Origin of the sequence: Acidovorax sp. A79, assembly GCF_041154505.1 — a bacterium.
In the GTDB taxonomy this organism is placed as follows: Bacteria; Pseudomonadota; Gammaproteobacteria; order Burkholderiales; family Burkholderiaceae_C; genus Acidovorax.
Window position 1 is genome coordinate 312,965 of record NZ_AP028672.1, and the last position, 23,000, is coordinate 335,964.

General features: G+C 67.4%; 21 protein-coding genes. 13 read left to right on the forward strand and 8 right to left on the reverse strand.

What is annotated here, in order from left to right:
• Positions 1–11: 11 nt before the first annotated feature.
• On the forward strand, positions 12–1,646 hold the full coding sequence (locus tag ACAM51_RS01400) for a DHA2 family efflux MFS transporter permease subunit (protein ID WP_369642517.1): 1,635 nt from the start codon (positions 12–14) through the stop codon (positions 1,644–1,646).
• 240 nt (positions 1,647–1,886) lie between these two features.
• Positions 1,887–2,045 carry a DUF3309 family protein gene (locus tag ACAM51_RS01405; protein ID WP_007856361.1) on the forward strand — a complete coding sequence of 53 codons (159 nt, stop codon included), beginning with the start codon at positions 1,887–1,889 and terminating at the stop codon, positions 2,043–2,045.
• Positions 2,046–2,197: 152 nt separating this feature from the next.
• On the opposite strand, the gene ACAM51_RS01410 is transcribed toward ACAM51_RS01405, so the two are convergent.
• From ACAM51_RS01410 to ACAM51_RS01425, 4 genes are all read right to left on the reverse strand, one after another.
• Positions 2,198–2,767 (reverse strand): hypothetical protein, encoded by a 570-nt coding sequence (locus ACAM51_RS01410; protein ID WP_369642518.1) that lies wholly within the window; start codon positions 2,765–2,767, stop codon positions 2,198–2,200.
• A 335-nt stretch (positions 2,768–3,102) separates the two neighbouring features.
• Complete coding sequence (locus tag ACAM51_RS01415; protein WP_369642519.1) at positions 3,103–3,555, reverse strand: YiiD C-terminal domain-containing protein; 453 nt, start codon at positions 3,553–3,555, stop codon at positions 3,103–3,105.
• A gap of 19 nt (positions 3,556–3,574) precedes the next feature.
• The gene (locus ACAM51_RS01420) at positions 3,575–3,901 is read right to left on the reverse strand and encodes a hypothetical protein (RefSeq protein ID WP_369642520.1); all 327 of its coding nucleotides are present in this window, start codon (positions 3,899–3,901) and stop codon (positions 3,575–3,577) included.
• 115 nt (positions 3,902–4,016) lie between these two features.
• Positions 4,017–4,940 carry a LysR family transcriptional regulator gene (locus ACAM51_RS01425; RefSeq protein WP_369642521.1) on the reverse strand — a complete coding sequence of 308 codons (924 nt, stop codon included), beginning with the start codon at positions 4,938–4,940 and terminating at the stop codon, positions 4,017–4,019.
• Positions 4,941–5,384: 444 nt separating this feature from the next.
• Between ACAM51_RS01425 and ACAM51_RS01430 the strand changes: the two genes are divergently transcribed.
• From ACAM51_RS01430 to mmsB, 11 genes are all read left to right on the forward strand, one after another.
• On the forward strand, positions 5,385–6,221 hold the full coding sequence (locus tag ACAM51_RS01430; protein ID WP_369642522.1) for a hypothetical protein: 837 nt from the start codon (positions 5,385–5,387) through the stop codon (positions 6,219–6,221).
• On the forward strand, positions 6,218–7,066 hold the full coding sequence (locus ACAM51_RS01435) for an aspartyl/asparaginyl beta-hydroxylase domain-containing protein (protein WP_369642523.1): 849 nt from the start codon (positions 6,218–6,220) through the stop codon (positions 7,064–7,066). Before ACAM51_RS01430 ends, ACAM51_RS01435 begins: the two co-directional genes overlap by 4 nt.
• Entirely contained in the window at positions 7,054–8,082 is a 1,029-nt protein-coding gene (locus ACAM51_RS01440) for a sulfotransferase family protein (protein ID WP_369642524.1), read from the forward strand. The genes ACAM51_RS01435 and ACAM51_RS01440 overlap by 13 nt, the downstream gene beginning before the upstream one ends.
• Positions 8,079–9,266, forward strand: coding sequence for a hypothetical protein (locus tag ACAM51_RS01445; RefSeq protein ID WP_369642525.1), 1,188 nt, complete (start codon positions 8,079–8,081; stop codon positions 9,264–9,266). The genes ACAM51_RS01440 and ACAM51_RS01445 overlap by 4 nt, the downstream gene beginning before the upstream one ends.
• Before the next feature lie 12 nt (positions 9,267–9,278).
• Positions 9,279–9,821, forward strand: coding sequence for a phage tail protein (locus ACAM51_RS01450; protein WP_218338511.1), 543 nt, complete (start codon positions 9,279–9,281; stop codon positions 9,819–9,821).
• A 227-nt stretch (positions 9,822–10,048) separates the two neighbouring features.
• Positions 10,049–11,572 carry a CoA-acylating methylmalonate-semialdehyde dehydrogenase gene (locus ACAM51_RS01455; protein ID WP_369642526.1) on the forward strand — a complete coding sequence of 508 codons (1,524 nt, stop codon included), beginning with the start codon at positions 10,049–10,051 and terminating at the stop codon, positions 11,570–11,572.
• Between the two features lie 198 nt (positions 11,573–11,770).
• Positions 11,771–12,151: a lysozyme inhibitor LprI family protein gene (locus tag ACAM51_RS01460; protein ID WP_369643908.1), complete on the forward strand. Its 381-nt coding sequence runs from the start codon at positions 11,771–11,773 to the stop codon at positions 12,149–12,151.
• Positions 12,152–12,196: 45 nt separating this feature from the next.
• A complete protein-coding gene (locus ACAM51_RS01465; protein ID WP_369642527.1) occupies positions 12,197–13,363 on the forward strand; it encodes an acyl-CoA dehydrogenase family protein in 1,167 nt (388 codons plus the stop codon).
• A 71-nt stretch (positions 13,364–13,434) separates the two neighbouring features.
• Positions 13,435–13,899 carry a TfoX/Sxy family protein gene (locus ACAM51_RS01470; RefSeq protein WP_369642528.1) on the forward strand — a complete coding sequence of 155 codons (465 nt, stop codon included), beginning with the start codon at positions 13,435–13,437 and terminating at the stop codon, positions 13,897–13,899.
• A 30-nt stretch (positions 13,900–13,929) separates the two neighbouring features.
• Complete coding sequence (locus ACAM51_RS01475) at positions 13,930–14,319, forward strand: DUF488 domain-containing protein (RefSeq protein WP_218338508.1); 390 nt, start codon at positions 13,930–13,932, stop codon at positions 14,317–14,319.
• Between the two features lie 106 nt (positions 14,320–14,425).
• Positions 14,426–15,319: a 3-hydroxyisobutyrate dehydrogenase gene (mmsB, locus tag ACAM51_RS01480; protein ID WP_218294901.1), complete on the forward strand. Its 894-nt coding sequence runs from the start codon at positions 14,426–14,428 to the stop codon at positions 15,317–15,319.
• Between the two features lie 50 nt (positions 15,320–15,369).
• Here mmsB and ACAM51_RS01485 read toward each other — a convergent pair whose 3' ends face one another.
• The 4 genes from ACAM51_RS01485 to icd form a co-directional block, all read right to left on the reverse strand.
• Positions 15,370–19,011, reverse strand: coding sequence for an EAL domain-containing protein (locus ACAM51_RS01485; protein WP_369642529.1), 3,642 nt, complete (start codon positions 19,009–19,011; stop codon positions 15,370–15,372).
• Positions 19,012–19,029: 18 nt separating this feature from the next.
• Entirely contained in the window at positions 19,030–19,425 is a 396-nt protein-coding gene (locus ACAM51_RS01490) for a response regulator (RefSeq protein ID WP_218294899.1), read from the reverse strand.
• Complete coding sequence (locus ACAM51_RS01495) at positions 19,422–21,272, reverse strand: PAS domain S-box protein (protein ID WP_218338506.1); 1,851 nt, start codon at positions 21,270–21,272, stop codon at positions 19,422–19,424. The genes ACAM51_RS01490 and ACAM51_RS01495 overlap by 4 nt, the downstream gene beginning before the upstream one ends.
• Before the next feature lie 325 nt (positions 21,273–21,597).
• On the reverse strand, positions 21,598–22,860 hold the full coding sequence (gene icd / locus ACAM51_RS01500; RefSeq protein WP_369642530.1) for an NADP-dependent isocitrate dehydrogenase: 1,263 nt from the start codon (positions 22,858–22,860) through the stop codon (positions 21,598–21,600).
• Positions 22,861–23,000: the final 140 nt, after the last annotated feature.

Sequence of the window (23,000 nt, forward strand, 5' to 3'; positions counted from 1 at the left end):
GAGTCTTTTCCATGACTGCCGCCAACCCCACCGCGGACCAGGCCGGCGCCTCGGCGCTGCCCGCCGCGCCGCCGCCGCCAGCCGCCCCGCCCGGGCCGCCTGCGGCCTACCCCCCGCTGCAGGGCACGGCCCTGCTGCTGGGCACGCTGTCGCTGTCGCTGGCCACGTTCATGAACGTGCTGGACTCGTCCATCGCCAACGTCTCCATCCCCGCCATTGCCGGTGACCTGGGCGTGAGCCCGGGCCAGGGCACCTGGGTCATCACCAGCTTCGGCGTGGCCAACGCCATCTCGGTGCCGCTCACGGGCTGGCTCACGCAGCGTTTCGGCGCGGTGCGGCTGTTCACCATGAGCGTGCTGCTGTTCGTGCTCACCTCCTGGCTGTGCGGCTTCGCCTCGTCGCTGGAGATGCTGGTCTTCTTTCGCGTGCTGCAGGGCCTGGTCGCCGGGCCGATGATCCCGCTGTCGCAGACGCTGCTCCTGGCCAGTTACCCGCGTGCCCTCGCCGGAACGGCGCTGGCCCTGTGGGGCGTGACCACGCTGGTCGCGCCCGTGGTGGGGCCGCTCCTGGGCGGGTGGATCACGGACAACATCTCCTGGCCGTGGATCTTCTACATCAACGTGCCCGTGGGGCTGCTGGCCGGCGTGCTCACCTGGGGCATCTACCGCAAGCGCGAGACCACGATCCGCAAGCTGCCGATCGACACCGTCGGCCTGTCCCTGCTGGTGCTGTGGGTGGGTGCGCTGCAGCTCATGCTCGACAAGGGCAAGGAGCTCGACTGGTTCGCCTCCAACGAGATCATCGTGATGGCCGTCGTCGCCGTGGTGGCGTTCGCCGTGTTCCTGGTCTGGGAGCTCACCGACAAGCACCCGGTGGTGGACCTCAAGCTCTTCAAGGGCCGCAACTTCACCTTCGGCGCGCTCGCGCTGTCGGTGGCCTATGCCCTCTTCTTCGGCAACGTGGTGCTGCTGCCGCTGTGGCTGCAGCAGTGGATGGGCTACACCGCCACCTCGGCCGGCATGGCGCTGGCGCCGGTGGGCATCTTCGCCATCCTGCTCACGCCGCTGGTGGGCCGCAAGGTCGGCCAGTGGGACCCCCGGCGCATGGCGACGGGCGCGTTCATCGTGTTCGGCATCGTGCTGTGGATGCGTTCGCAGTTCACCGTGCAGACCGACTTCATCCACATCCTGATCCCCACGCTGCTGCAGGGTGCGGCCATGGCGTTCTTCTTCATCCCGCTGACCACGCTGACGCTGGCAGGGGTGGCGCCCGAGCGCATTCCGGCCGCCGCCGGGCTGAGCAACTTCGTGCGCATCACCGCCGGGGCCATGGGCACGTCCATCGCCACCACGCTGTGGGAAAGCCGCGCCGCCATGCACCACGCGCACCTGACCGAGGGCCTGGTGCAGGGCCAGGGCGTGTTCGCCATCACGCTGGATAACCTGATGGCATCGGGCCTGACACAGTTGCAGGCGCTGGCGCAGGTGAACCGCCTGATCGACCAGCAGGCGTTCACCCGCGCGGCCAACGACATCTTCCTCGGATCGGCCGGGCTGTTCCTGCTGCTGATCGGGCTGATCTGGCTGACCAGGCGGCCGCCCAGGGCCCAGGGCCCGGGCGCCGCCGACGCGGCCGGAGCGCATTGAGGGCCTGCGGGCCGGCAGCAGCTGAATAACACCGGAAAATGGCTGCAGCGCTTTAACAACAAGCGCTAGCAGCTATTTTTTTTATAGCATTCAAGCCACCTGCCGCGCCCTGCGGCACTGCGCGGCCTCCCACAGGCCACGTCGGAAAAACCTGACCTCCAGGCGGGCGCGGCACCTTCGGCCGCACCCCGGGGGGCGCCCCAACAATGCAGTCACCGCAACACACAACAAGGAACTGCCATGTCCCTCTCGCTGATTCTGCTGATCGTCCTCATCCTCATCCTGGTTGGCGCACTGCCAACCTGGGGCCACAGCCGCTCATGGGGCTACGGACCCAGCGGCGGGATCGGGCTGGTGGTGCTGATTCTCGTGATCCTGCTGCTGATGGGCAGGATATGACGACGACGCCTCCCGGCTGAGGCTGGGGGCCCTGCTCCCGCAAGGGGGTGGAGGCACCTGTCGGCCCCGCAAGAGAACGGCGCTTCCTTGGAAGCGCCGTTTTTTTATGCCCGTTGGCGGCACCGGGTTCGATGCCCCTGCGGCCTGGCTTTTCACGCCCGGCGCTGGCCCGCTGCCGCGAAGGCTGTCGAGAACGCCGCGAACTCCTTCTGCGCCACCGTGCCATCCGCGTTGCCGCCCTGGTCCATGAGCTGCATCACCGCCTGCGAAAAACCACTGCCCGCCTGGGCGCCCTTGGTACTGGCCAGGCCCTTGAGGAATTCATCCTGCGAGATGGATCCGTCCTTGTTGGTGTCAAAACCTGCCGTCAGCTGCTCGGTTTGGGCCTCGGTGGCACCAAAGCGGGCAAGCAGGTCCCGAAAATCCTCCCTGGAGACCAACCGGCCGCCCGGTGCGCCGGAAGCCCCCGCCGGCACCGAACCGCCGCCCCGCCCCACCACGCCCACGGCGGGGCCGTCGAGTTTGCCCTGCGAGACCAGAATGCCTTTTTCTGCAAACCCCGCCAATGCCTCGGCCTGCGGACTCAGGGTGAGGACCGTGGAGGGCTCAGGCTCGGTCGCGCCAGCGCCGCGCCGCGATGCGGCGGATTTGCCCGGCCCGCTGGAGGCTGCGTTGAAGATCAGAGAGGCTACGGACGCAAGGCCGGAGATAAGAGGTGACATCGCCATGGACTCCTGTGGGGCAAAGCCCGGTGTCCTGGCCCTTCCTGCTGGTCCTTGCTTGGAGAAGACAAAAGGACAAGGCCACCGTGATCACCGCTTCGCCCAGGACATGAAGGGTACGCCGCGCCCCACGACGCAGTGGCAGGATGAAAGCACCCTTTGGACCCCATTTCGGCACCTGTCCGGCACCTGTCAGGCACATCCCGGCTGCGATGCGGCGCTCCGTGCCCCAGCGTTGGAGCACGCCGGCGTCTCGCCTGCCCGGCGCGGGGACAAACCCGGAGGCTGGATGCCCCGGCGGCCCGCCGCAGTCGGCGTGCGCCCAGGGCCCTGCCCTACGGGTAACCCGGCCCGAACGCCACGAACTCTCCTTCCAGCCGCCCCGCTGGCCGCCCATCGCAGTGCAGCGCCGACGCCTGCACGATCCGGCCCAGCCCCTTGCGCTGCAGCATCCGGGTGAAAGAGCGCCAGGCCTGCGGCGTGGGCGCCTGCGCCACGGCGGTGAAGGCGCCGGCCATGGGCGCGAGGTAGTCCATGGTGTTGCGCTGGATCACCAGGCGGCTGCCCAGTTGCTCGGCCGACAGGCGCAGGTGCAGCATCGACCAGGCGGCCAGGATCGCCACGGCCGATGCGCTGCCGCCAAACACCGTATCGCGGTGGTTGATGTTGGGCCCCAGCGGAGCGGCCAGCACCACCTGCTGCGGCGTGGCGTCGACCACCGTCACCTCCATGGCGTGGGACAGGGGAATGTGCTGGTGCAGATAGGCTTGGAGGTCAAGGGGAGTCACGGCGTGCATTCTGAATGGGTCACGGGGAAGCGGTGGCGGAAGTGTGGCCCGCCGCAAGCCGCCACTTTGCCACGGCGGGCCGCAGGGGCGCCGCTTTCAGGCCGGGCCGGCCCGCATGGGCAGCCTCACGCAAGGGGTGGACGGGCTGCACAAGGGCGCTGCGCCTGCCTGTCCACGATGGCAGCCGCCGCCTGCGGCAACTGCGCGGTCTGGTAGTCCGCGACAGCAGCAGCACGTCCGGCCAGCCCGCGATCTGCGGATGGCCGTTGAGCCGCGCGAGCAGCCGTGCCGTGATCAGGCCGCGCAGGCCGCCGCCGTCCAGGCTCAATATCCGGTACTTGGCCATCACAGGTCTCCTTCATCGGCGATGCCGCCGTGCCAGGGCCCCGCGGCGCAATCACCGGCGCCGGGACACGCGGCACTGCAAAAAATTCATGAAAAGCGCCTGCAAGGCTTTTTCATCAAGCGCCAGCAGCTCCCGAATCAATAGCACCAATGGAAGGCAGCAGCAACCCTTGCCGGGCCGCCACGGCCTCGCGCAAGAACGCCCAGGTGGCCTGCATGCGCGCCACGTGCTTGTTCTCGGCGGGCATCGACATCCAGAACGTGCGCTGGAACCGCGCCACCCCGGGCAGCACCGGGACCAGCGAGGGATCTTGGGCCGCCACGAACGCGGGCAGCACCGCCAGCCCGGCACCGGCGCGCGCCGCCTCGTACTGCGCGAGGATGCTCGTGCTGCGCAGCACGAAATGCGCGGGGCGGTGCAGCTCGTCGAGGATCTGCAGTTCCTTGCTGAACAGCAGGTCGTCCACATAGCTGATGAAGGTGTGGCCGCGCAGGTCGTCGGCCGTGTGGACGGGCGCATGGCCGGCGAGGTAGTCGCGCGCGCCGTAGAGCTGCAACACATAGTCGGTGAGCTTGACCACCAGCACCGCGCCCCGCACGGGGCGCTCCAGGGAGATCACGATGTCCGCCTCGCGCCGCGACAGGTGCACCAGGCGGGGCAGCGCCAGAAGGTCCACCACCAGGCCCGGGTGGTTCTGTGCGAAGCGGGCCAGCTGCGGCGCGAGGATCAGGTTGCCAAAACCCTCGGTGGTGCCGATGCGCACCAGGCCGTGCAGCCCTTGCCGCACACCAGGCGCCGCACTCTCCACCGCGAGGAACGCGGCCTCCATGGCCTCCACCTTGGGCATCAGCTGCCGCCCTGCTTCCGTGAGCCGGTGGCCCCCGGCTTCACGGGCGAAAAGGGCCGATCCCACCTGTTTCTCCAGCGCCTGCAGGCGGCGCGACACGGTGGTGTGCTCCACGCCCAGGCGGCGTGCGGCGCCCACCAGCGTGCCGGCGCGCGCGAGCTCCAGAAAGTAGCGGAAATGATCCCAATCCATGGGCCGATTGTGGCGCCCTCGGAGCCCGTCGCCAGGAAGAAGAGGATGCGACGCCTGCACGCCCCCGGGCTCGCCCTCCTCCTTTCCTGCACCAGGCGCCTTTCGCTGTAAACGCGATGATTGTTAAAAATTTACACTCTGTGTTTTTTGTTGCACACTCCAGCCGCGCCCGGCACCGAGCAGCGGGACCGCGCACAGCCACAAGAGCCCAGGGATTCCCCAAGGCCGCCGATACACAGGGAGGACAGGATGAATGCATTCATGCAGCCCCCCGCGGCTGCCCGCCAGAAACAAGCCCGTGCCGGGCTTCTCCGCGCCAGCCTCCGCGCTCCGTGCCCATTCCTTGCATCTTTCGGGAAGCCGCGCACGGCGGGCTTCCTTTCCGCGCATCCCGGGCCACGCCCCGCTTTCCTTGCCTCCCCGCTTCCTTAGCCTCAGACATCTATGACACGCACCACTCTCTCATACAAGTCGCTTTGGGCCGGCCAGGCCTGCCTGGCGTTGGCCACCCTGGGTGCCCATGCGGCGGATGTGAGCATCACGCCGCCTGTCGGTGGCGGCTTTGTGATCAAAGGCCCCTCCAACACCGACAGGCTGCGCGTGCAAGGCTCCGGCGAAGTGCTGGTCCCCAGCCTGTCGGGCACGCCCAATACGAACACCAGCGTCCTGTGCTTTGACGGCCCGTCCGGGCGGCTGGGGCAATGCGCCCCCGGCGTGGCGTCGGGAGCCACGGGAGCGACCGGCCCGACCGGCGCGACGGGAGCCATCGGAGCGACCGGCGCCACCGGCCCGGCAGGCACCACGGGCGCTACCGGGGCCGCCGGCCCCACTGGCGCGACCGGCGCGACCGGAACGGCAGGCCCCGCCGGCGCCACGGGCGCTGCGGGTAGCAACGGCGCTCCGGGCGTGGCGGGAGCCACCGGCCCCACGGGCGCCACAGGCCCTGCGGGCGCCACGGGTGCCACGGGCGCGACCGGCCTCCCAGGCCCTGCGGGCTCGCTCAGTGTCAATGTGCGGACCGCAACCGGCACCGGCACCACGGACAGTTGCAATGCGACCGCCTGCTGCCTGCCCGGGGAGAAGGTTGTAGGGGGAGGGTACGAGGGTGCCAGCGGGGCTGGCGGGATCGATACGGGCGGCGTGTTCATTGCCGCCAACTACCCCACGGCGGGCGGCGCTTGCGGCGCTTCGGTGCAAAGTTGGAGCATCCGGCTTCTGAACTCCTACCGCGTTCCCACCCTGACGTCGGCCTGCATCGCCTACGCCATCTGCGCGCAATGACGCCTCTGGAATCACCTGCGCAAGCACAGCCCCAGGGCGTGATGGTGCAGGGCATGCAAACAGCCCGGCTGCCCTGGCGGTTCGACGCCGCTGCGGCCCTGGCCGAAGTCAACGCCCTGCCCTCCTCGCTGTGGCGCACCCATTTCAACGAGGGCCGCCACGATGGTGGCTGGCAGGCCCTCGCGCTGCGTTCCGCGCCCGAGGCCCCCATCGATGTCGTTCCTGTTGATGTGCCGGCATCGGGCTATGCCGACACGCCCGCGCTGGAACAGTGCCCCACGCTGCGCGCCATGCTGGACACCATGGCCTTGCCCTGGAAGTCCGTGCGGCTCATGCAATTGCTGCCGGGCTGCGAAATCAAGGAGCACACCGATGCCGGCGTGTGCGCGGCGCGGGGCGAGGCCCGCCTGCACGTGCCGCTGCAGACGGGCGAGCAGGTGTTCTTCCATGTCGATGGCGAGCGCATCCCGCTGCGGGCTGGCGAGTGCTGGTACGTCGACGTATCGCGCCCGCACCGGGTTCGCAACCGTGGCAGCCAGACCCGGGTCCACCTGGTGGCGGACACCTCGGTGGACATGCGCCTGTTCGAGGCCTTCCGCTCCAGCGATGCCGGCGAGCCCCTGCCCGACCCCAGCGACCCGTGGAGCCAGTTCATCCGGTTTCGCGACTTCGTGGGAGCGGATGCGGAACACTCCGCAAGGCTCAGCGCCATCACCAACACCGCCGAGTTCGTGCAGGAATCGGTGCGCATGGGGCAGGACGCCGGCTTTCAATTTGACGCATCGGATGTGGAGTCGGCCATGAAGGCCGGGCGCCGCGCGTGGGTGGAACAATGGATTCTGTGAACTTCAGCGGCTGGCGCCCGATCCGTTTTTACATCGCCAAGGGCCAGGTGATGGTGGACTGGATCCGCATGCTCGACGAGCCGATGCGCGAGCCCTTCTTCCAGCACGGCATCCAGAGCCAGATGCAGCACCCCTTCCATCTGGCGTTCCGGCGCCAGACGCCGCTTCACGACCTGCTGGCCTGGCATGAACGGTCGCCGGGCCTGGACCCCTCGCTCGTCATCTTCCACGTGTCGCGCTGTGGCTCCACGCTCATCACGCAGGCGCTGGCGGAAAGCCCGCACCATCTGCAACTGTCGGAGCCCGCTCCGGTGGACTTTCTGCTGCGCCAGGCCTTGCCCAGCGGGCTCATCGACAAGGCGCAGGTCGTGCGTGCATTGCGCGCATGGGTCAGCGCCTGGGCCCAGCGCTGCGACAGCGCCAGCCCACGGCTCGAATCCGTGAGCATCAAGCTCGACGCCTGGAACACGGACAAGGCCCCGCTGGTGGCCGATGCCTGGCCCGAAGCGCGCTGGGTGTTTCTCGCCCGGGAACCGCTGTCGGTGCTGGTGTCGCAAATGCGGGAGCGCGCGTTCTTCCTGGTGCCGGGCACGCTGGGCGCCTGCCTGGAAGGCCTGAGCTTCCAGGAACTGGCCCTCATGCCCCATGAACTCTACTGCGCACGGGTACTGGGCGACATCTATGGAGCCATGGCCCGGGAGTTCGATCCCGCACGCACACTGCTGCTGGACCACACCGAGCTACCCGGCGCCATCGAAACAGACCTGCTGGCCCACATGCGCTGGCAGATGCCGGCAGATGACCGTGCGCGGATGCGCGAACGCATCACGCGGCACGGCAAGCACCCCCACCAAGCCTACGTTCCAGACACGGAAACCAAACACAGCATGGCAAGCGACCATCTCCAATCCCTGACCGCGCAATGGATCGCCCCTCACTACCAGAGGATTCAGGACTTGCGCCAGTCCTACCGTCCGGCGGCCTCCCATCCGCTGGTTGAGGAGGCACTGCCATGATCGCGCCCCTGCATCGGCGCCATTTCCTGGCCACGGGCGGAGCGGTGGCGGCTACTGGCGTCCAGCTCTCGGCACCTGTTCTCGCATCCGCCGGCTCGCCCCGCCCCCAGTGGCACATTCTGGGCATCGCGCCCGCGTCAGAAAAGCTGCCGCAGCTTGCGCACGACTACCGGCGGGGCGTGGAGCTGGGCCTGGCACAGGCTGGCGCCTCGCAGGTCGGGCTGACCTGGCTGTCGGCAGGCCCCTTGCCTGCAGCCCCCGCCCAAGCCATCGGGTCTGCGCTGCAGGGCGGCAGGATCGATGCGGTAATGGGGTGGATGCCCCCATTGCTGGCGAAAAAGGTATCAGCCCTGACGGAAAAGGCCGGTGTACCCCTCTGGATCAGCGACAGCGGGGCCGACATCGCAGCCCCTTCGGAGCACACCCCCCTGCAAGTTCGCCACAGCCTCGAGCTATGCGCCATGGCATCAGCGCTTGCCGACAAGGTGTATGCGCAGTGCGGTCCACGCGCTTTCCTGTCGATGGGCTGGCACGAGTCGGGGTATGACTTCATCCAGGCCTTCCAGCACCGCTGGCGCACGCTGGGCGGGCAGATCGTGGGCCGCCATATCGCAGGCGCACCAGGGCGACTCCACGAGTTTGGCGAACTGCGCGAGGCCATCATTTCCCAGCAGCCAGACGTCGTGGTCGCATTGTTCTCGGGCAGCCAGACGCAACGGTTCACGCAGTGGTGGCAAGTGCAGCAGCCCCTGCTGCGCACCGAGCTGGCGGGGTTTCCATGGCTTCTTGAACAAAACGCCGGCATGCGCGCCTGGTCCGTTTCCAGTTGGCCTACACCCGAACATGCTGAGCCACGCTGGAAGTTGCAGTTCGAGCGGGCAGGTTTGGCGTGGACCGCCCCGGCCCTGCTGGGGGCAGAGGCTGGCAGTAGCGTGGGCTCTGCGCTGGTAGCAGCTTTGCCGGGAAGCAACGCGAAGGATGTCTGGTCTGAATTGCGCGCCACCCCCCTGTCGGGGCCCCGCGGCGAGCGCCAATGGTCAAGCGCCAGCAGTGACAGCACGGGCACCCTGTGGGAACGCGCTGCTCCAAATGCCTCAACTTGGCTCCAGCGCCACGCCGCACCCCTTTTATCCCCGTCCGCCCGCGCCAACGGAGGCTGGACCACTGGCTACTTTTTGACTTGATGAGGAACGACTATGAGTAACCCGCTTATTGCTGAAATCAGGATGTTCGCCGGCAATTTCGCCCCCCGTGGATGGGCCTTGTGCAACGGGCAGCTACTCAGCATCTCCCAGAACACGGCCCTGTTCTCCCTGCTGGGCACCACCTATGGCGGCAATGGGCAGACCACCTTTGGGCTTCCAGACCTCCGGGGCCGTGTTCCCGTTGGCACGGGGCAGGGTCCGGGACTTTCGCTAGTGGATCTGGGGGAAGTTTCAGGCAGCCCCACACATACCCTCAACAGCACGGAAATGCCGGCGCATACGCATGCCGCGCCCACGATCCCGGCATCCACCACCCTGGGCACGGTGCAGGAGCCCGGCCCCCTTGCCATACCAGCGGGGTCCAACCAGCGCAATGCCCAGTATGCAGCCAGCAGCACCGCGAATACCCAATTGGCCATGAGCAGCGCGACGACAGGCAGTACCGGGGGCAACCAGCCGTTCTCCGTTATGCAGCCCTACCTGGGCCTCAACTACATCATCGCCTTGGAGGGCATATTCCCGTCCAGAAACTGAGTGCTCCCCAGCGGGAGCAAGCGGAAAAAAAGGCAAACGGCAGCGGTTGCCTTTTTTTGTTTTCCGGCATCCCACACGGCTCCGAGCTTGCTCCAGGTTGCCCTGACGATGTGCATAAAGGCACATTGGCGTTGCAGTTTGCGGCATTGTAATTACATATTTGCACGCATAACATGCACGGGTTGGCCTGCACCGCGGGCCGTTTGCAACCCCCCGGAGACAAAACCATGAACGCACCCACCCACGTGGCCGCACTGGCCCCCACCGTCAAGCTGCTGATCGGCGGCCAGTTCGTCGAGTCCAAGACCACCGAGTGGCGCGACGTGGTGAACCCCGCCACGCAAGAGGTGCTGGCCCGCGTGCCCTTTGCCACGGCCGAAGAAATCGATGCCGCCGTGGCCTCGGCCAAGGAAGCGTTCAAGACCTGGAAGAAGACGCCCATCGGCACGCGCGCCCGCATCTTCCTCAAGTACCAGCAGCTCATCCGCGAAAACATGGCCGAGCTGGCCGCCATCCTCACGGCCGAACAAGGCAAGACCTTGCCCGACGCCGAAGGCGACGTGTTCCGTGGCCTGGAAGTGGTGGAACACGCCGCCAGCATCGGCAACCTGCAACTGGGCGAGCTGGCCAACAACGTGGCCGGCGGCGTCGATACCTACACCCTGCTGCAGCCCCTGGGCGTGTGCGCGGGCATCACCCCGTTCAACTTCCCGGCCATGATCCCGCTGTGGATGTTCCCCATGGCGATTGCCACGGGCAACACCTTCGTGCTCAAGCCCTCCGAGCAGGACCCCATGGTGACCATGCGCCTGGTGGAGCTGGCGCTGGAAGCCGGCATTCCACCCGGTGTGCTCAACGTGATCCACGGCGGCGAGATGGCCGTGAACGCGATCTGCGACCACAAGGACATCAAGGCAGTCTCCTTCGTGGGCTCCACCAAGGTGGGCACCCATGTGTACAACCGCGCCACCCTGGCCGGCAAGCGCGCGCAATGCATGATGGGCGCCAAGAACCACGCGATCATCCTGCCCGACGCGAACAAGGAACAGTCGCTCAACGCCATCGCCGGTGCCGCATTTGGCGCCGCCGGCCAGCGCTGCATGGCCCTGCCCGTGGTGGTGCTGGTGGGCGAGGCGCAAAAGTGGATTCCCGATCTGGTGGCCAAGGCCAAGACGCTCAAGGTCAACGGCGGCACTGAAAAGGGCACGGACGTGGGCCCGCTCGTTTCCTGTGCGGCGCTCTCGCGTGTGGAAGGCCTGATCGAACGCGGCATCGCCGATGGCGCCACGCTGGAGCTGGACGGCCGCAAGCCTATGGTGCCCGGCTATGAAAAGGGCAACTTCGTGGGCCCGACGATCTTCTCGAACGTGAAGCCCGGCATGGCCATCTATGACCAGGAAATCTTCGGCCCCGTGCTGGCCCTGGTGCCCGCCGCCGACATCGACGAAGCCATCGAGTTCATCAACAGCAACCCCAACGGCAACGGCACCGCCATCTTCACGCAGTCGGGTGCGGCAGCGCGCAAGTTCCAGGAAGAAATCGACGTGGGCCAGGTCGGCATCAACGTGCCAATCCCCGTGCCAGTGCCGTTGTTCTCGTTCACGGGTTCGCGCGCGTCCAAGCTAGGCGACCTGGGCCCTTACGGCAAGCAGGTCGTCATGTTCTACACGCAGACCAAGACGGTGACGGCCCGCTGGTTTGATGACAGCACCACGTCGCATGGTGTGAACACGACGATTAGCTTGAAGTGACATCCCCCTGAGGCGCTGCGCGCCTTCCCCCTTCTCTTCTCTTGCATCGCTGCGCGATGCGGAAGGGGGACGCCACCCGTGCGGCGGGGCGGCCCTTGCACGGTGGCTCTGGCCTTAGGCCGCGCCAGTCGTGACCACTGTGGTCGATGGTAAAAGCGGGGCATGCAAATTGATCTGACAATGATGCGGGGATGGGCCATGGTCTTCGGTGCGGCTTGCGTGATGCTGGTGGGAGCTGATGCCCACGCGCAGGCCGGTGCCGCCTGCAAACCCGGCGGCAGCGTGGAGGAAACCAATGCCTGCGCGGTGCAGGCCTTTCAGGCGGCAGACACGCAGATTGGCATCCTTTACGGCGATGTGATGCGCGCCCTGTCGGCCCACGAGCGGCCCCAGCTGCGGCAGGAGCACACAGCCTGGCAGCGCGAACGCACCACGCGCTGCAAGCAGGCCACGCGCAGTGCCGAGTCGCAGCCCCAGTGGCCGCGCCTGTACCACGAGTGTCTGACGACGGAGACCGAGACCCGCCGCAAGGGCCTGATGCGCTGGCTGACGCTGGACCACCCATCCGCCAGGCCCTGAACCGGGCGCCCAGAACAACAAGAACCGACGACGAGACAGAACACCATGGACTTTGAACTCACCGAAGAACAACGCGCCTTTGCCCAGACGGCCCGCGACTTTGCGCAAGCCGAGTTCGCGCCCCACGCGGCGTTGTGGGACGCCGAGGGCATCTTCCCGAAGGAAGCCATCGCCAAGGCGGGCGAGCTGGGCTTTTGTGGCCTGTATGCACCCGAGAACGCCGGTGGCCTCGCCCTGCCCCGCCTGGACGCCACCCTGGTGTTCGAGGAAATGGCCGCCATCGACCCCAGCACCACCGCCTTCATCACCATCCACAACATGGCCACCTGGATGCTGGGCACCTGGGCCACCCCCGTCGTGCGCGACCACTGGGGGCCGCTGTTGACCACGGGCGAGAAGCTCGCGTCCTACTGCCTCACCGAGCCCGGCGCAGGCTCCGACGCCGCCTCGCTCAAGACGCGTGCCGAACTGGTGGGCCACGACTACGTCATCAACGGCAGCAAGGCCTTCATCAGCGGCGCAGGCAGCACCGACGTGCTGGTGCTCATGGCGCGCACGGGCGACGCGAATTCGGGCGCTAGCGGCGTCAGCGCCTTTGCCGTGCCAGCCGATGCACCCGGCATCACCTACGGCAAGAAGGAACACAAGATGGGCTGGAACAGCCAGCCCACGCGCACCATCAGTTTTGACAACGTGCGCATCCCGGCCGACCACCTGCTGGGCCGCGAGGGCGAAGGCTTCAAGATCGCGATGAAGGGCCTGGACGGCGGCCGCATCAACATCGCCACCTGCTCGGTGGGCGCGGCGCAAGGCGCGCTCAACGCCGCGCAGCAATACATGCAGGACCGCAAGCAGTTTGGCAAACCCATCGCCAGCTTCCAGGCCCTGCAGTTCAAGCTGGCCGACATGGCGACGGAACTCGTGGCCGCGCGCCAGATGGTGCGCCTGGCCGCCAGCAAGCTGGACGCGGGGGCCCGCGACGCCTCCACCTACTGCGCCATGGCCAAGCGCTTCGCCACCGACGCGGGCTTCACCGTCATCAACGACGCCCTGCAGTTGCACGGCGGCTATGGCTACATCCGCGAATACCCGCTGGAGCGCCTGCTGCGCGACGCGCGCGTGCACCAGATCCTGGAAGGCACGAACGAAATCATGCGCGTGATCATTGCGCGGCGCATGCTGGACGGGGATGCGACAGAGGCCATCCGCTAAGCAAAAACTCCTGTTTTTATAGCTGCCAGCGCTTATCCATCAAGCGCTAGCGGCCTATTTGACCTGAAACCATGCCCGCCCGCCCCCTCTCCGACGAAACCCTGCACCTGATCGACGCCGTGCGCACGGCGCTCGCGCACCGCAGCGACGTGGAGGAGCGCCCGCTGTTCGGCACCCATGCGTTTTTTGTGGACGGCAAGATGTGTGTCGCCGTCAAGGGCGAGGAACTGCTGGTGCGCCTGCCGCCGGAGCGCCATGGCGAGGTGCAGGAGATGCAGAACACCCGCGAGCTGTCGCCCGGCGGCGGCATGAAGGGCTACTTCTGGGTGGAGCCCAATGGCTACGCCACGCGCGCACAGTGGAACCATTGGCTCGAAGCAGCCCTGGCCTACAACCCGCTGGCCAAGGCATCGCCGCGCAAGAAGAAAACAACCAACACCCCGGCCGCGGCCAGGAAAGCGCCCGCCAGCACCGGCACCCAGCCGAAGAAAAAAACCGCCGCGAAGAAGCACAGCATCTTCGAAGCCGACGACTGATCTGCCCCACCCTCCCTGGAGCCCACCACCATGCCCCTTCGCATCGTCCGCCTCGGCACCCCGCGCGCCGCCGGGGAAGGCACCCGCATCGGCACCGTGCGCCGCCCGCCGCGTGGCGTGCCCAAGACCGAGTTCGCCAGCCGCGACTATTACGACGTGTGGTACCCCCTGCTGTCCCCCACGGCCGAACTCATGGCCCAGGGCCAGCAGGCGCAGACGGACAAGGAGTGGGACGCGTTCGTCAAGCAGTTCCGCAAGGAACTGGCCCAGCCCGAGGCCAGCCGCACGCTGGACCTGCTGGCCGCGCTCTCGCGCCACGCCGCGATGTCGCTGGGCTGCTACTGCGAGGACGAATCGCGTTGCCACCGCTCGGTGCTGCGCGCGGAGCTGAAAGCCCGCGGCGCAGACTTCGCCGAGTGATTTTCAAGCCTTTTCGGCCGGTAGCCCTTTGAAAACAAGCGCTGGCAGCTATCAATTTCATACCAACCCGATTCACCACCACAACGACATCCAGGAGAAACACACCATGAAGATTGCATTCATCGGCCTCGGCAACATGGGCGGCCCCATGGCCCTGAACCTGCACAAGGCGGGCCACGACGTGGGCGCCTTCGACCTCTCCAAGCCGGCCTGCGACAAGCTCGCCGCCGATGGCGTGCGCATCGCGACGGACGCCGGCGCCTGCGTGCAAGGGGCCGAGGTCGTCATCAGCATGCTGCCCGCCAGCCAGCACGTGGAAACGCTCTATCTGGGCAGCGACCGGCAACCCGGCCTGCTGCCGCTGCTGGCCGAGGGCACGCTGGTGATCGACTGCTCGACCATCGCCGCCGCCACGTCGCGCAAGGTGGCCGAGGCCGCCAAGGCACGGGGCATGGACTTCATCGACGCGCCCGTCTCGGGCGGCACGGGCGGGGCCATCGCCGGCACGCTGACCTTCATGGTGGGCGGCGACACCCCGGCACTGGAACGCGCGCGCCCCGTGCTCGAGAAGATGGGCGCCAACATCTTTCACGCCGGCGCCGTGGGCGCGGGCCAGACGGCCAAGATCTGCAACAACATGCTGCTGGGCATCCTGATGGCCGGCACCAGCGAGGCGATCGCCCTGGGCGTGGCCAATGGCCTGGACCCGAAGGTGCTCTCCGAGATCATGCGCCGCAGCTCGGGCGGCAACTGGGCGCTGGAGAAGTACAACCCCATGCCCGGCGTGATGGAGACCGCGCCGGCGAGCAAGGGCTATGCGGGCGGCTTCGGCACCGACCTCATGCTCAAGGACCTGGGGCTGGCGCAGGAGAACGCCGCGGCCGTGAAGGCCTCCACCCCGCTCGGCGGCCTGGCGCGCAGCCTGTATGCCGCACACAGCCTGGCGGGCCATGGCGCGCTGGATTTCTCCAGCATCATCAAGTTGGTGCAAAAACACTGACACCACGCGGCGGCGCGGCGGCGGGGCCCGCCACGGGACCGCCGCCGGACTCAGTGCGCGGGCACGCCGGCGGAACCCGCCAGGAACTGGGCCTCGAACACGTCCGCGGGCAGGGGCCGGCTGAGCAGGTAGCCCTGGATCTCGTCGCAGCCCAGCAGTGCGAGCCGGCGGCACTGGTCGTCCGTCTCGACCCCCTCGGCCACCACCTTGAGCCCCAGCGAGTGCCCCATGTTGATGATGGTGGACACCAGCGCCTGCCCCTGGGCTCCGGTGTCCATGCCCAGGATGAAGGAGCGGTCGATCTTGAGCGTGTCGGCCGGCAGCGTGGCCAGGTAGCTCAGCGATGAGAACCCGGTGCCGAAATCGTCGATGGCGATCGTGATGTCCATCTCGCGCAGGGCGTGCAGGCTGCGCCTGCTGTGCTCCACGTCCTCCATCACCATGCTTTCTGTGATCTCCAGCTCCAGCCCGCTGCCTGCCCCCGGGTCCAGGGCCAAGGCCTCGCGCACCTCGGCCACGAAGTTGCGGTGCCGCAGCTGCAGGAACGACACATTGACCGCCACGCGCAGCGGCGCGTGGCCCGCCTGCCGCCAGCGCCGGTTGTCCGCCAGCGCCTGGCGAAGGGCCCAGCGGCCCACGTCGTAGATCAGGCCGGTCTCCTCCAGGATGGGAATGAAGAGCCCCGGTGGCACCAGGCCCCGGTGCGGATCGTTCCAGCGGATCAGCGCCTCGGCGCCCGCCACGACGCCGCTGGCCAGGCATTGCTTGGGCTGGTAGTGCAAAACAAACTGGCCCTGCTCCAGCGCTTCGCGCAGGCGGCCTTCCAGGCTCAGCGCCTCGGCCACGCGGGTGTTCATTTCAGAGGTGTAGAACAGCAGGCTGTCGGCCGATGCCTTGGCCTTGCCGACCGCGGCCTCGGCGTTGCGCAGCAGCGCTTCGGCATCCATGCCGTCCATGGGGTACAGGGCCACCCCTGCCTTGGCGGCCATGCGCAGCTCGGTCTGCCCCAGCAGGAAGGGCGCATCAAAGCAGCTGCGCATGAGATGGTCCACCACCAGCGCCACGGCCCCGGCATCGCGGGCGCCGGCCACGGCCATGCCGAAACTGTTGATCCCGATGCGCGCCACGCCGTGCACATCGGCCGCCGCATGCTGCAGCCGCTGCGCCACCTGCTTGAGAAGCTCGTCCCCCATCTGCCGCCCCAGCGTGTCATTGACGAACCGGAACCGGCTGATGTCCATCAGCGCGATCCCGAGCAGCGGCCGCGGCCCTTCGCGGGGCCGCAGGTGCTGGCCGGCGCGCTCCAGGAAAAGCGTGCGGTTGGGCAGGCCGGTGATCTCGTCGTAGTAGGCCAGGTAGCTCAGCCGGTCTTCCTTGTCGAGGTGGTCGAGCGCGAAGCCGATGTCGCCGGCCAGCTCGGTCAGCAGCTTCATCTCGGCCTCGTCGAAAAACCCCACCTCTTCGGAAAACAGGGCCAGCACCCCCACCACCTCGTGGGCCACGACCAGCGGCAGCATGGCCAGCGACGCCACGCCACGCTGCGCCAGCAGGCCGGGCAGCAAGATCCGGGGGTCGCCCACCACGTCGTCGCACACGGCGGGCAGCCCGGTGCGAACCACCTCCGCGCTCAGGCTCTCGCCCGGGGTGGGCTTGTCGTGCAGCCGCAGCCGGTCCCGGATGTGCGCGAGGAAGTCCTCTCCCGCGCCAGAGAGCGCCACCGGCACCAGCTGCTGGCGGGCCGCGTCCACCTTGCCCAGCCACGCGATCTTGAACTGCCCTTCCTCCACGGCGATGCGGCAGGCCTCGTGAAACAGCTCCTCGCGCTTGCGCACGCGCACGATCAGCGTGTTGATGCCGCTGAGCATGGCGTACACGCGGTTGAGCCGCTTGATCTTGTGCTCGGCCTCCTTGCGCTCGGTGATGTCCTCCCCGAGCGCGGCCACGCCGGTCACCTGGCCGCCCGCCGATCGCAGCACGGTGTTGTTCCAGTGCACCAGCCTGCGCTCGCCGCCGCGGGTGATGATTTCGTTGTCGTAGTGCCAGGCAGAAGGGCGGTCGGCCAGCAGGTCGGCGAACACGTCGCGCACATCCGCCTGCTCGGGCGGCACGAACAGCGAGAACCAGTTCTGGCCGGACACCTCGTCGCGCCGCCACCCGGTCAGGCGCAGCAGGTAGTCGTTGCAATAGGTGATGCGCCCCTCGCAGTCGAGCATCAGCGAGATCATCTCCACCTTGTCCAGCATGTCGTTGAAGCGGCGGTCGCTCTCGCGCAGTTCTTCCTCCGCGCGCTTTTGCACGCTGATGTCCTGGATGGTGTTGAACCAGCGGACGGTGTCGCTGCCCACGCCATCGTCGGCCAGCAACGGCTCCATGACCTGGCGCAGGTGGATCACCGCGCCGTCTGCGCGCACGAGGCGGTAGTTGAAATCCAGGCGCACGCCCTCGGTGGCAGCCTCCAGCGCGCGCTCACGGAACAAGGGCTGGTCGTCCGGATACACGAGGGCCAGCCATTCGCGCGCGGACCGGGGCATCGCCGACGGCTCCACGCCCAGCATCTGGGGGCAGGTGTCGGGCCAGCTCTCGAACACGCCGTCCTGGCTGCTGATCACATGGGTGATCTTGGCCAGCACCTGCGCGCGGTGCAGGCCCGCCTCGCTGGCCCGGAGCTCTTCGATGACCCGCTTGCGCTCGATCACCTCGAACTGAAGCTGGTCGGCATGGCGCTGCACCTCCGCGTACAGGCTTCCGTTCTCGTAGATGCGCCCCACCTGGGCCCCCAGGATGGACAGGATCTTCTCGTCCTCGGCGCTGAACTCGTGCGACCCGGGCTTGTTGGCCAGGCAGATCCAGCCATAGGAGAACGACAGCGATGTGATGGGCGCGATCAGGCCGCAGTGCAGCGCCGGATAGCCCGCCGGCAAGCCCACCTCGCGGGGGTCGCCGCTGGCGTTGGCCACCCGCCGCGCCCGCCGCTCGGCGCGCACGCTGCCCAGCAGGCCGTGCGACACCACGGGCAGGTCCAGCACTCCCGTCGCGGCGGCATCGATGCCACTGGTGCAGACCAGGGCCGCATGGCCATCCTTGCGCACGGCGCACAGCACCACGTACTGCGCGCCCACCAGGTCCCGCGCACCCCGGCAGACGCTGGCCAGGAGCACCTGCGGGTCGCGCTCGGACGCCAGCTGCAGGTTCAGGTCGGTCAGCGCCGCCAGCCGGCGGTTCATGGCTTCCAGCTCGGCCACGTTGCCGGTGAGCTTGTCCGCCATGAGCTGCAGGTGCCGCGTCTGGAAGCTGTGCTCCAGCGGGAGCACGGGCTGTGGCGGAACCTGCGACAGCGCCTGTTCGATGGCCGCGATGATGTCCTGCGGCTCGCAGGGCTTCACCAGCACCTGGGCGACCCCGCAGGCCAGGGCCAGGTTGCGCGCCTCCTGCTCGCGGAAATGCGCGCTGTAGAAAATCACCTGCGTGGCGGCGAGCTGGGGGTCGGCACGCAACTGCCGCACGAACTCATAGCCGTCCATCGTGGGCATCAGGATGTCGGAGATCACCAGCTGCGGGCGTTCTGCCCGCACCACGTCCAGCGCCTGGGCGCCGTCCGCCGCCTCCAGCGCCTGGTGGCCGCTGTGTCCTATGAGCGTGGCCACCAGCGCCCTGTTGGCCGGAAGGTCATCCACGACAAGGATCTTGGCCATGCTGCCGCCGTAGCTGCTTCAGGCCGCCGCAGGCGGCGCGTGGAACGAGGAGCCCAGAAATGCCTCGACCTGCTTCACGAAGGTCTCGGGCGTGATGGGCTTGGAAAGGTGCTCGTCGAAACCCACGTCGAGCGCCTTCTCGCGGTCGCCCGGCATGGAGAATGCCGTGACGGCCACCAGCGGCACCACGCGCCACGCGTGGTGGGAGCGCAGGCTCTGCGCCACCTCGTAGCCGTTCATGACGGGCATCTGCAGGTCGCACAGGATCAGGTCGGGCGATTCCGCCAGCGCGAGCCCCATGCCCAGCGCGCCATTCTCGGCGGCCAGCACGCGGTGGCCCGCGGCCTCCAGCAGATAGGTGACGAGTTCCCGGCTCGCGTCATCGTCCTCGATGACGAGGATGGTGGCTTTCATGCGCTGGTCTCCTGGAATTCCACGGTGAACGTGCTGCCCTGCCCTTCGGTGCTTTCAAAGCCGACGCTGCCGCCCAGCGCCTCGGCCAGCTTGCGGCTCAGGTGCAGGCCCAGGCCCGTGCCTTCGTGGTGGCGCCGGTCGGCGGTCTCCACGCGCGAGAACGCCTCGAACAGCCGGGACTGCTCCTGCGGCGCGATCCCGGGCCCCGTGTCCCGCACCCGGACCTGCACGGTGCGGCCTTGCGGCGACAGCGTCTCTTCCAGCACCACCTCCACGGACCCCTCCGGCGTGAACTTGATGGCATTGCCCACCAGATTGATGAGTATCTGGCTGAACGCCCGGCGGTCGGTGTGCAGGGTGACGGCCTGGGCGGGCGCGCGCACGCTGAACGCCAGCCCCTTGCGCCCGGCCTCCTGCTCCAGCGTGGCCGCGACTTCCGCGACGATGCTCCGGCAGTCGAGCGCCTCGATGTTGAGCGACACCTTGTTGGCGCTGAGCTTGGCCACATCCAGCAGGTCATTGATGAGGGAAAGAAGGTGCCGCGCCCCCGTCTGCACGATGCGCAATTGCTTGTCCTGCTCGGGATTGAGCGGGCCCGGCAGCTTCATCAGCAATGTGCCCGTGAAACCGATGATGGCGTTGAGCGGGGTTCGCAGTTCGTGGGACATGCTGGCCAGGAAGCGGTCTTTGACCAAGGCCGCATTTTCAAGCTCCAGGTTCTTGTCGCGCAAGACCCGCTCGATCCGCTTGCGCTCGGTCACGTCGCGGATCGCGCTCGAGACGAAAAGGCCTTCCTCCGTCTGCAGCGGGCTCAGGCTGATCTCGACCGGGAACTCGGAGCCGTCCTTGCGCAGTCCGTACAGATCAAGGCCCGCCCCCATGGAGCGGGTGCGTGGCTCGACGAAGAAGCGGTGGCGGTGCTCGGGATGCCGGGCATTGAAACGTTCGGGCACGAGCAATTCGATCTTCTGGCCCAGCAACTCGGTGCGGCTCCAGCCGAACAGCTTCACGGCCTGGGAATTGACCAGCACGATGCTGCCATCCCGGTCGACGATGACCATGGCGTCGGGCGCGGCTTCGAGCAGGTCCTTGAACTTCTGGTCGGCCCGCTTGCGGTCGGTGATGTCGCGGATGGCGCTCATCACCATCTCGCCTTCCTCGGTGTGGATCGGGCTCAGGCTGATCTCCACCGGAAACTCGGTGCCCCCCTTGCGCAGGCCATACAGCTCCAGGCCCGCTCCCATGGTGCGCGTGCGTGGTGCCCCGAAGAAGCCGCTGCGGTGCCCCAGGTGCGCGCCCCGGTAGCGGTGGGGCAGAAGCACTTCCACCGCCTGCCCCAGCAGCTCGGCCCGCTCGTAGCCGAACACGCGCTCGGCCTGCGAATTCACCAGCACGATGCGGCCGGTCACATTGACCATCACGATGGCATCCGGCGTGGATTCGAGCAGGTCGCGAAACCGTGCCTCCAGCAACTTGGCCTCGCGCTGGACCTTGAGCTGGGTGACATCCTTCTTGCTGGACAGGAAGTACAGCAGCTGCCCGCCGTCATCGCGCACCGCCTTGGTGGAGACATTCACGTGCACGAGCGAGCCGTCCTTGCGGCGGCGCACCGACTCGTGCACCGCCGTCACGCCGCGCAATGCCTCGGCGCGGATCTCGTCTTCCTCATGGGCCCGTCCCTCGGGAACGATCAGATCCATCAGGGACCGGCCCTGCACCTCGGCCAGCGCGTAGCCAAAGATCGCTTCGGCGGCGGGGTTCCAGTTGAGCACCATGCCCTCGGGCGACAGCACCAGCAGCGCATCGGGGTTTTGCTCCCAGTATGCGGCGGAAAAATCAGATGCCATGCAGCCCTCCCTGTGTGAGGCCATCTCCCTGCGCAGCGCGCCCAACGCGCACAGACGGCAGCGGCCTTCGCCCTCATTGCCCTCGCCAATGGCTGATCCCATCTTAGGCGGGAAATCTCCAAATAGCCAACACTCAACTGCCCCGCGGATCACCCGCCCCGGCCGCCTGGGCGCGGGCCGCCCCGGGACCGCGCGGCCCAAGCCGCGATGCGCCATACCCCGACCCATCTTCGCCATCCGCCGTGGGAGGCCGAAAAACAAAAACCCCTGAAATCCTCACGGAGATCAGGGGCTCCATCCGTGCCGCGCGGCGCGCCGGCGGCGGTCAGTCCATCGCGTCGATCATCACCTGGCCAAAACCGGAACAGCTCACCTGCGTGGCGCCATCCATCAGGCGCGCGAAATCGTAGGTCACCTTCTTGGAGGCGATCGACTTTTCCAGCGAGCGGATGATCAGGTTGGCAGCGTCGATCCAGCCCATGTGGCGCAGCATCATCTCGGCCGAGAGGATCTCGGAGCCCGGGTTCACGTAGTCCTTGCCGGCGTACTTGGGCGCCGTGCCGTGCGTGGCCTCGAAGCAGGCCACCGAATCGGACATGTTGGCCCCGGGCGCGATCCCGATGCCACCGACCTGGGCCGCCAGCGCGTCCGAGATGTAGTCGCCGTTGAGGTTGAGCGTGGCCACCACCGAGTACTCGGCGGGGCGCAACAGGATCTGCTGCAAGAAGGCGTCGGCGATCGAATCCTTGACGGTGATGTCCTTGCCGGTCTTCGGGTTCTTGAACTTGCACCACGGGCCGCCGTCGATCAGCTGGGCGCCGAACTCCTTCTGCGCGAGGCCGTAAGCCCAGTCGCGGAAGCCGCCTTCGGTGAACTTCATGATGTTGCCCTTGTGCACGATGGTCACGCTGGGCTTGTCGTTGTCGATGGCGTACTGGATGGCCTTGCGCACCAGGCGCTCGGTGCCCTCGCGCGACACGGGCTTGACGCCGATGCCCGAGGTGTTGGGGAAACGGATTTTCTTCACGCCCATCTCATCCTGCAGGAACTTGATGAGTTTCTTGGCCTTGTCGGACTCGGCCTCGAACTCGATGCCGGCATAGATGTCCTCCGAGTTCTCGCGGAAGATCACCATGTTGGTCTTCTCGGGCTCCTTGAGGGGCGAAGGCACGCCCTTGAAATACTGCACGGGGCGCAGGCAGACGTACAGGTCCAGCTCCTGGCGCAGCGCCACGTTCAGCGAGCGGATGCCGCCCCCCACGGGCGTGGTCAGCGGGCCCTTGATGGAAACCACATACTCGCGCAGCACCTGCAGGGTCTCTTCGGGCAGCCACACGTCGGGGCCATACACCTTGGTGGATTTCTCGCCGGCATAGACCTCCATCCAGTGGATCTTCTTCTTGCCGCCATAGGCCTTGGCCACCGCGGCATCCACCACCTTGATCATCACCGGCGTGATGTCCAGGCCCGTGCCGTCGCCTTCGATGAAAGGGATGATGGGCTGGTCCGGCACGTTCAGCGACATGTCGGCGTTGACGGTGATTTTCTGGCCTTCGGCGGGCACCTTGATGTGCTGGTAGCTGGTCATGGGCGGGTGTCTCCTGGGGTGGCTGAAACAGGATTCAGCGAATTGGGCAAAGCGCTCTGAAGCCGGTCAATTCTAATGACAAATATTTATGGCCAAGACCCTGTCAACGCGGCTGCCGCTGCTATCGTTGGGGGTGGAGC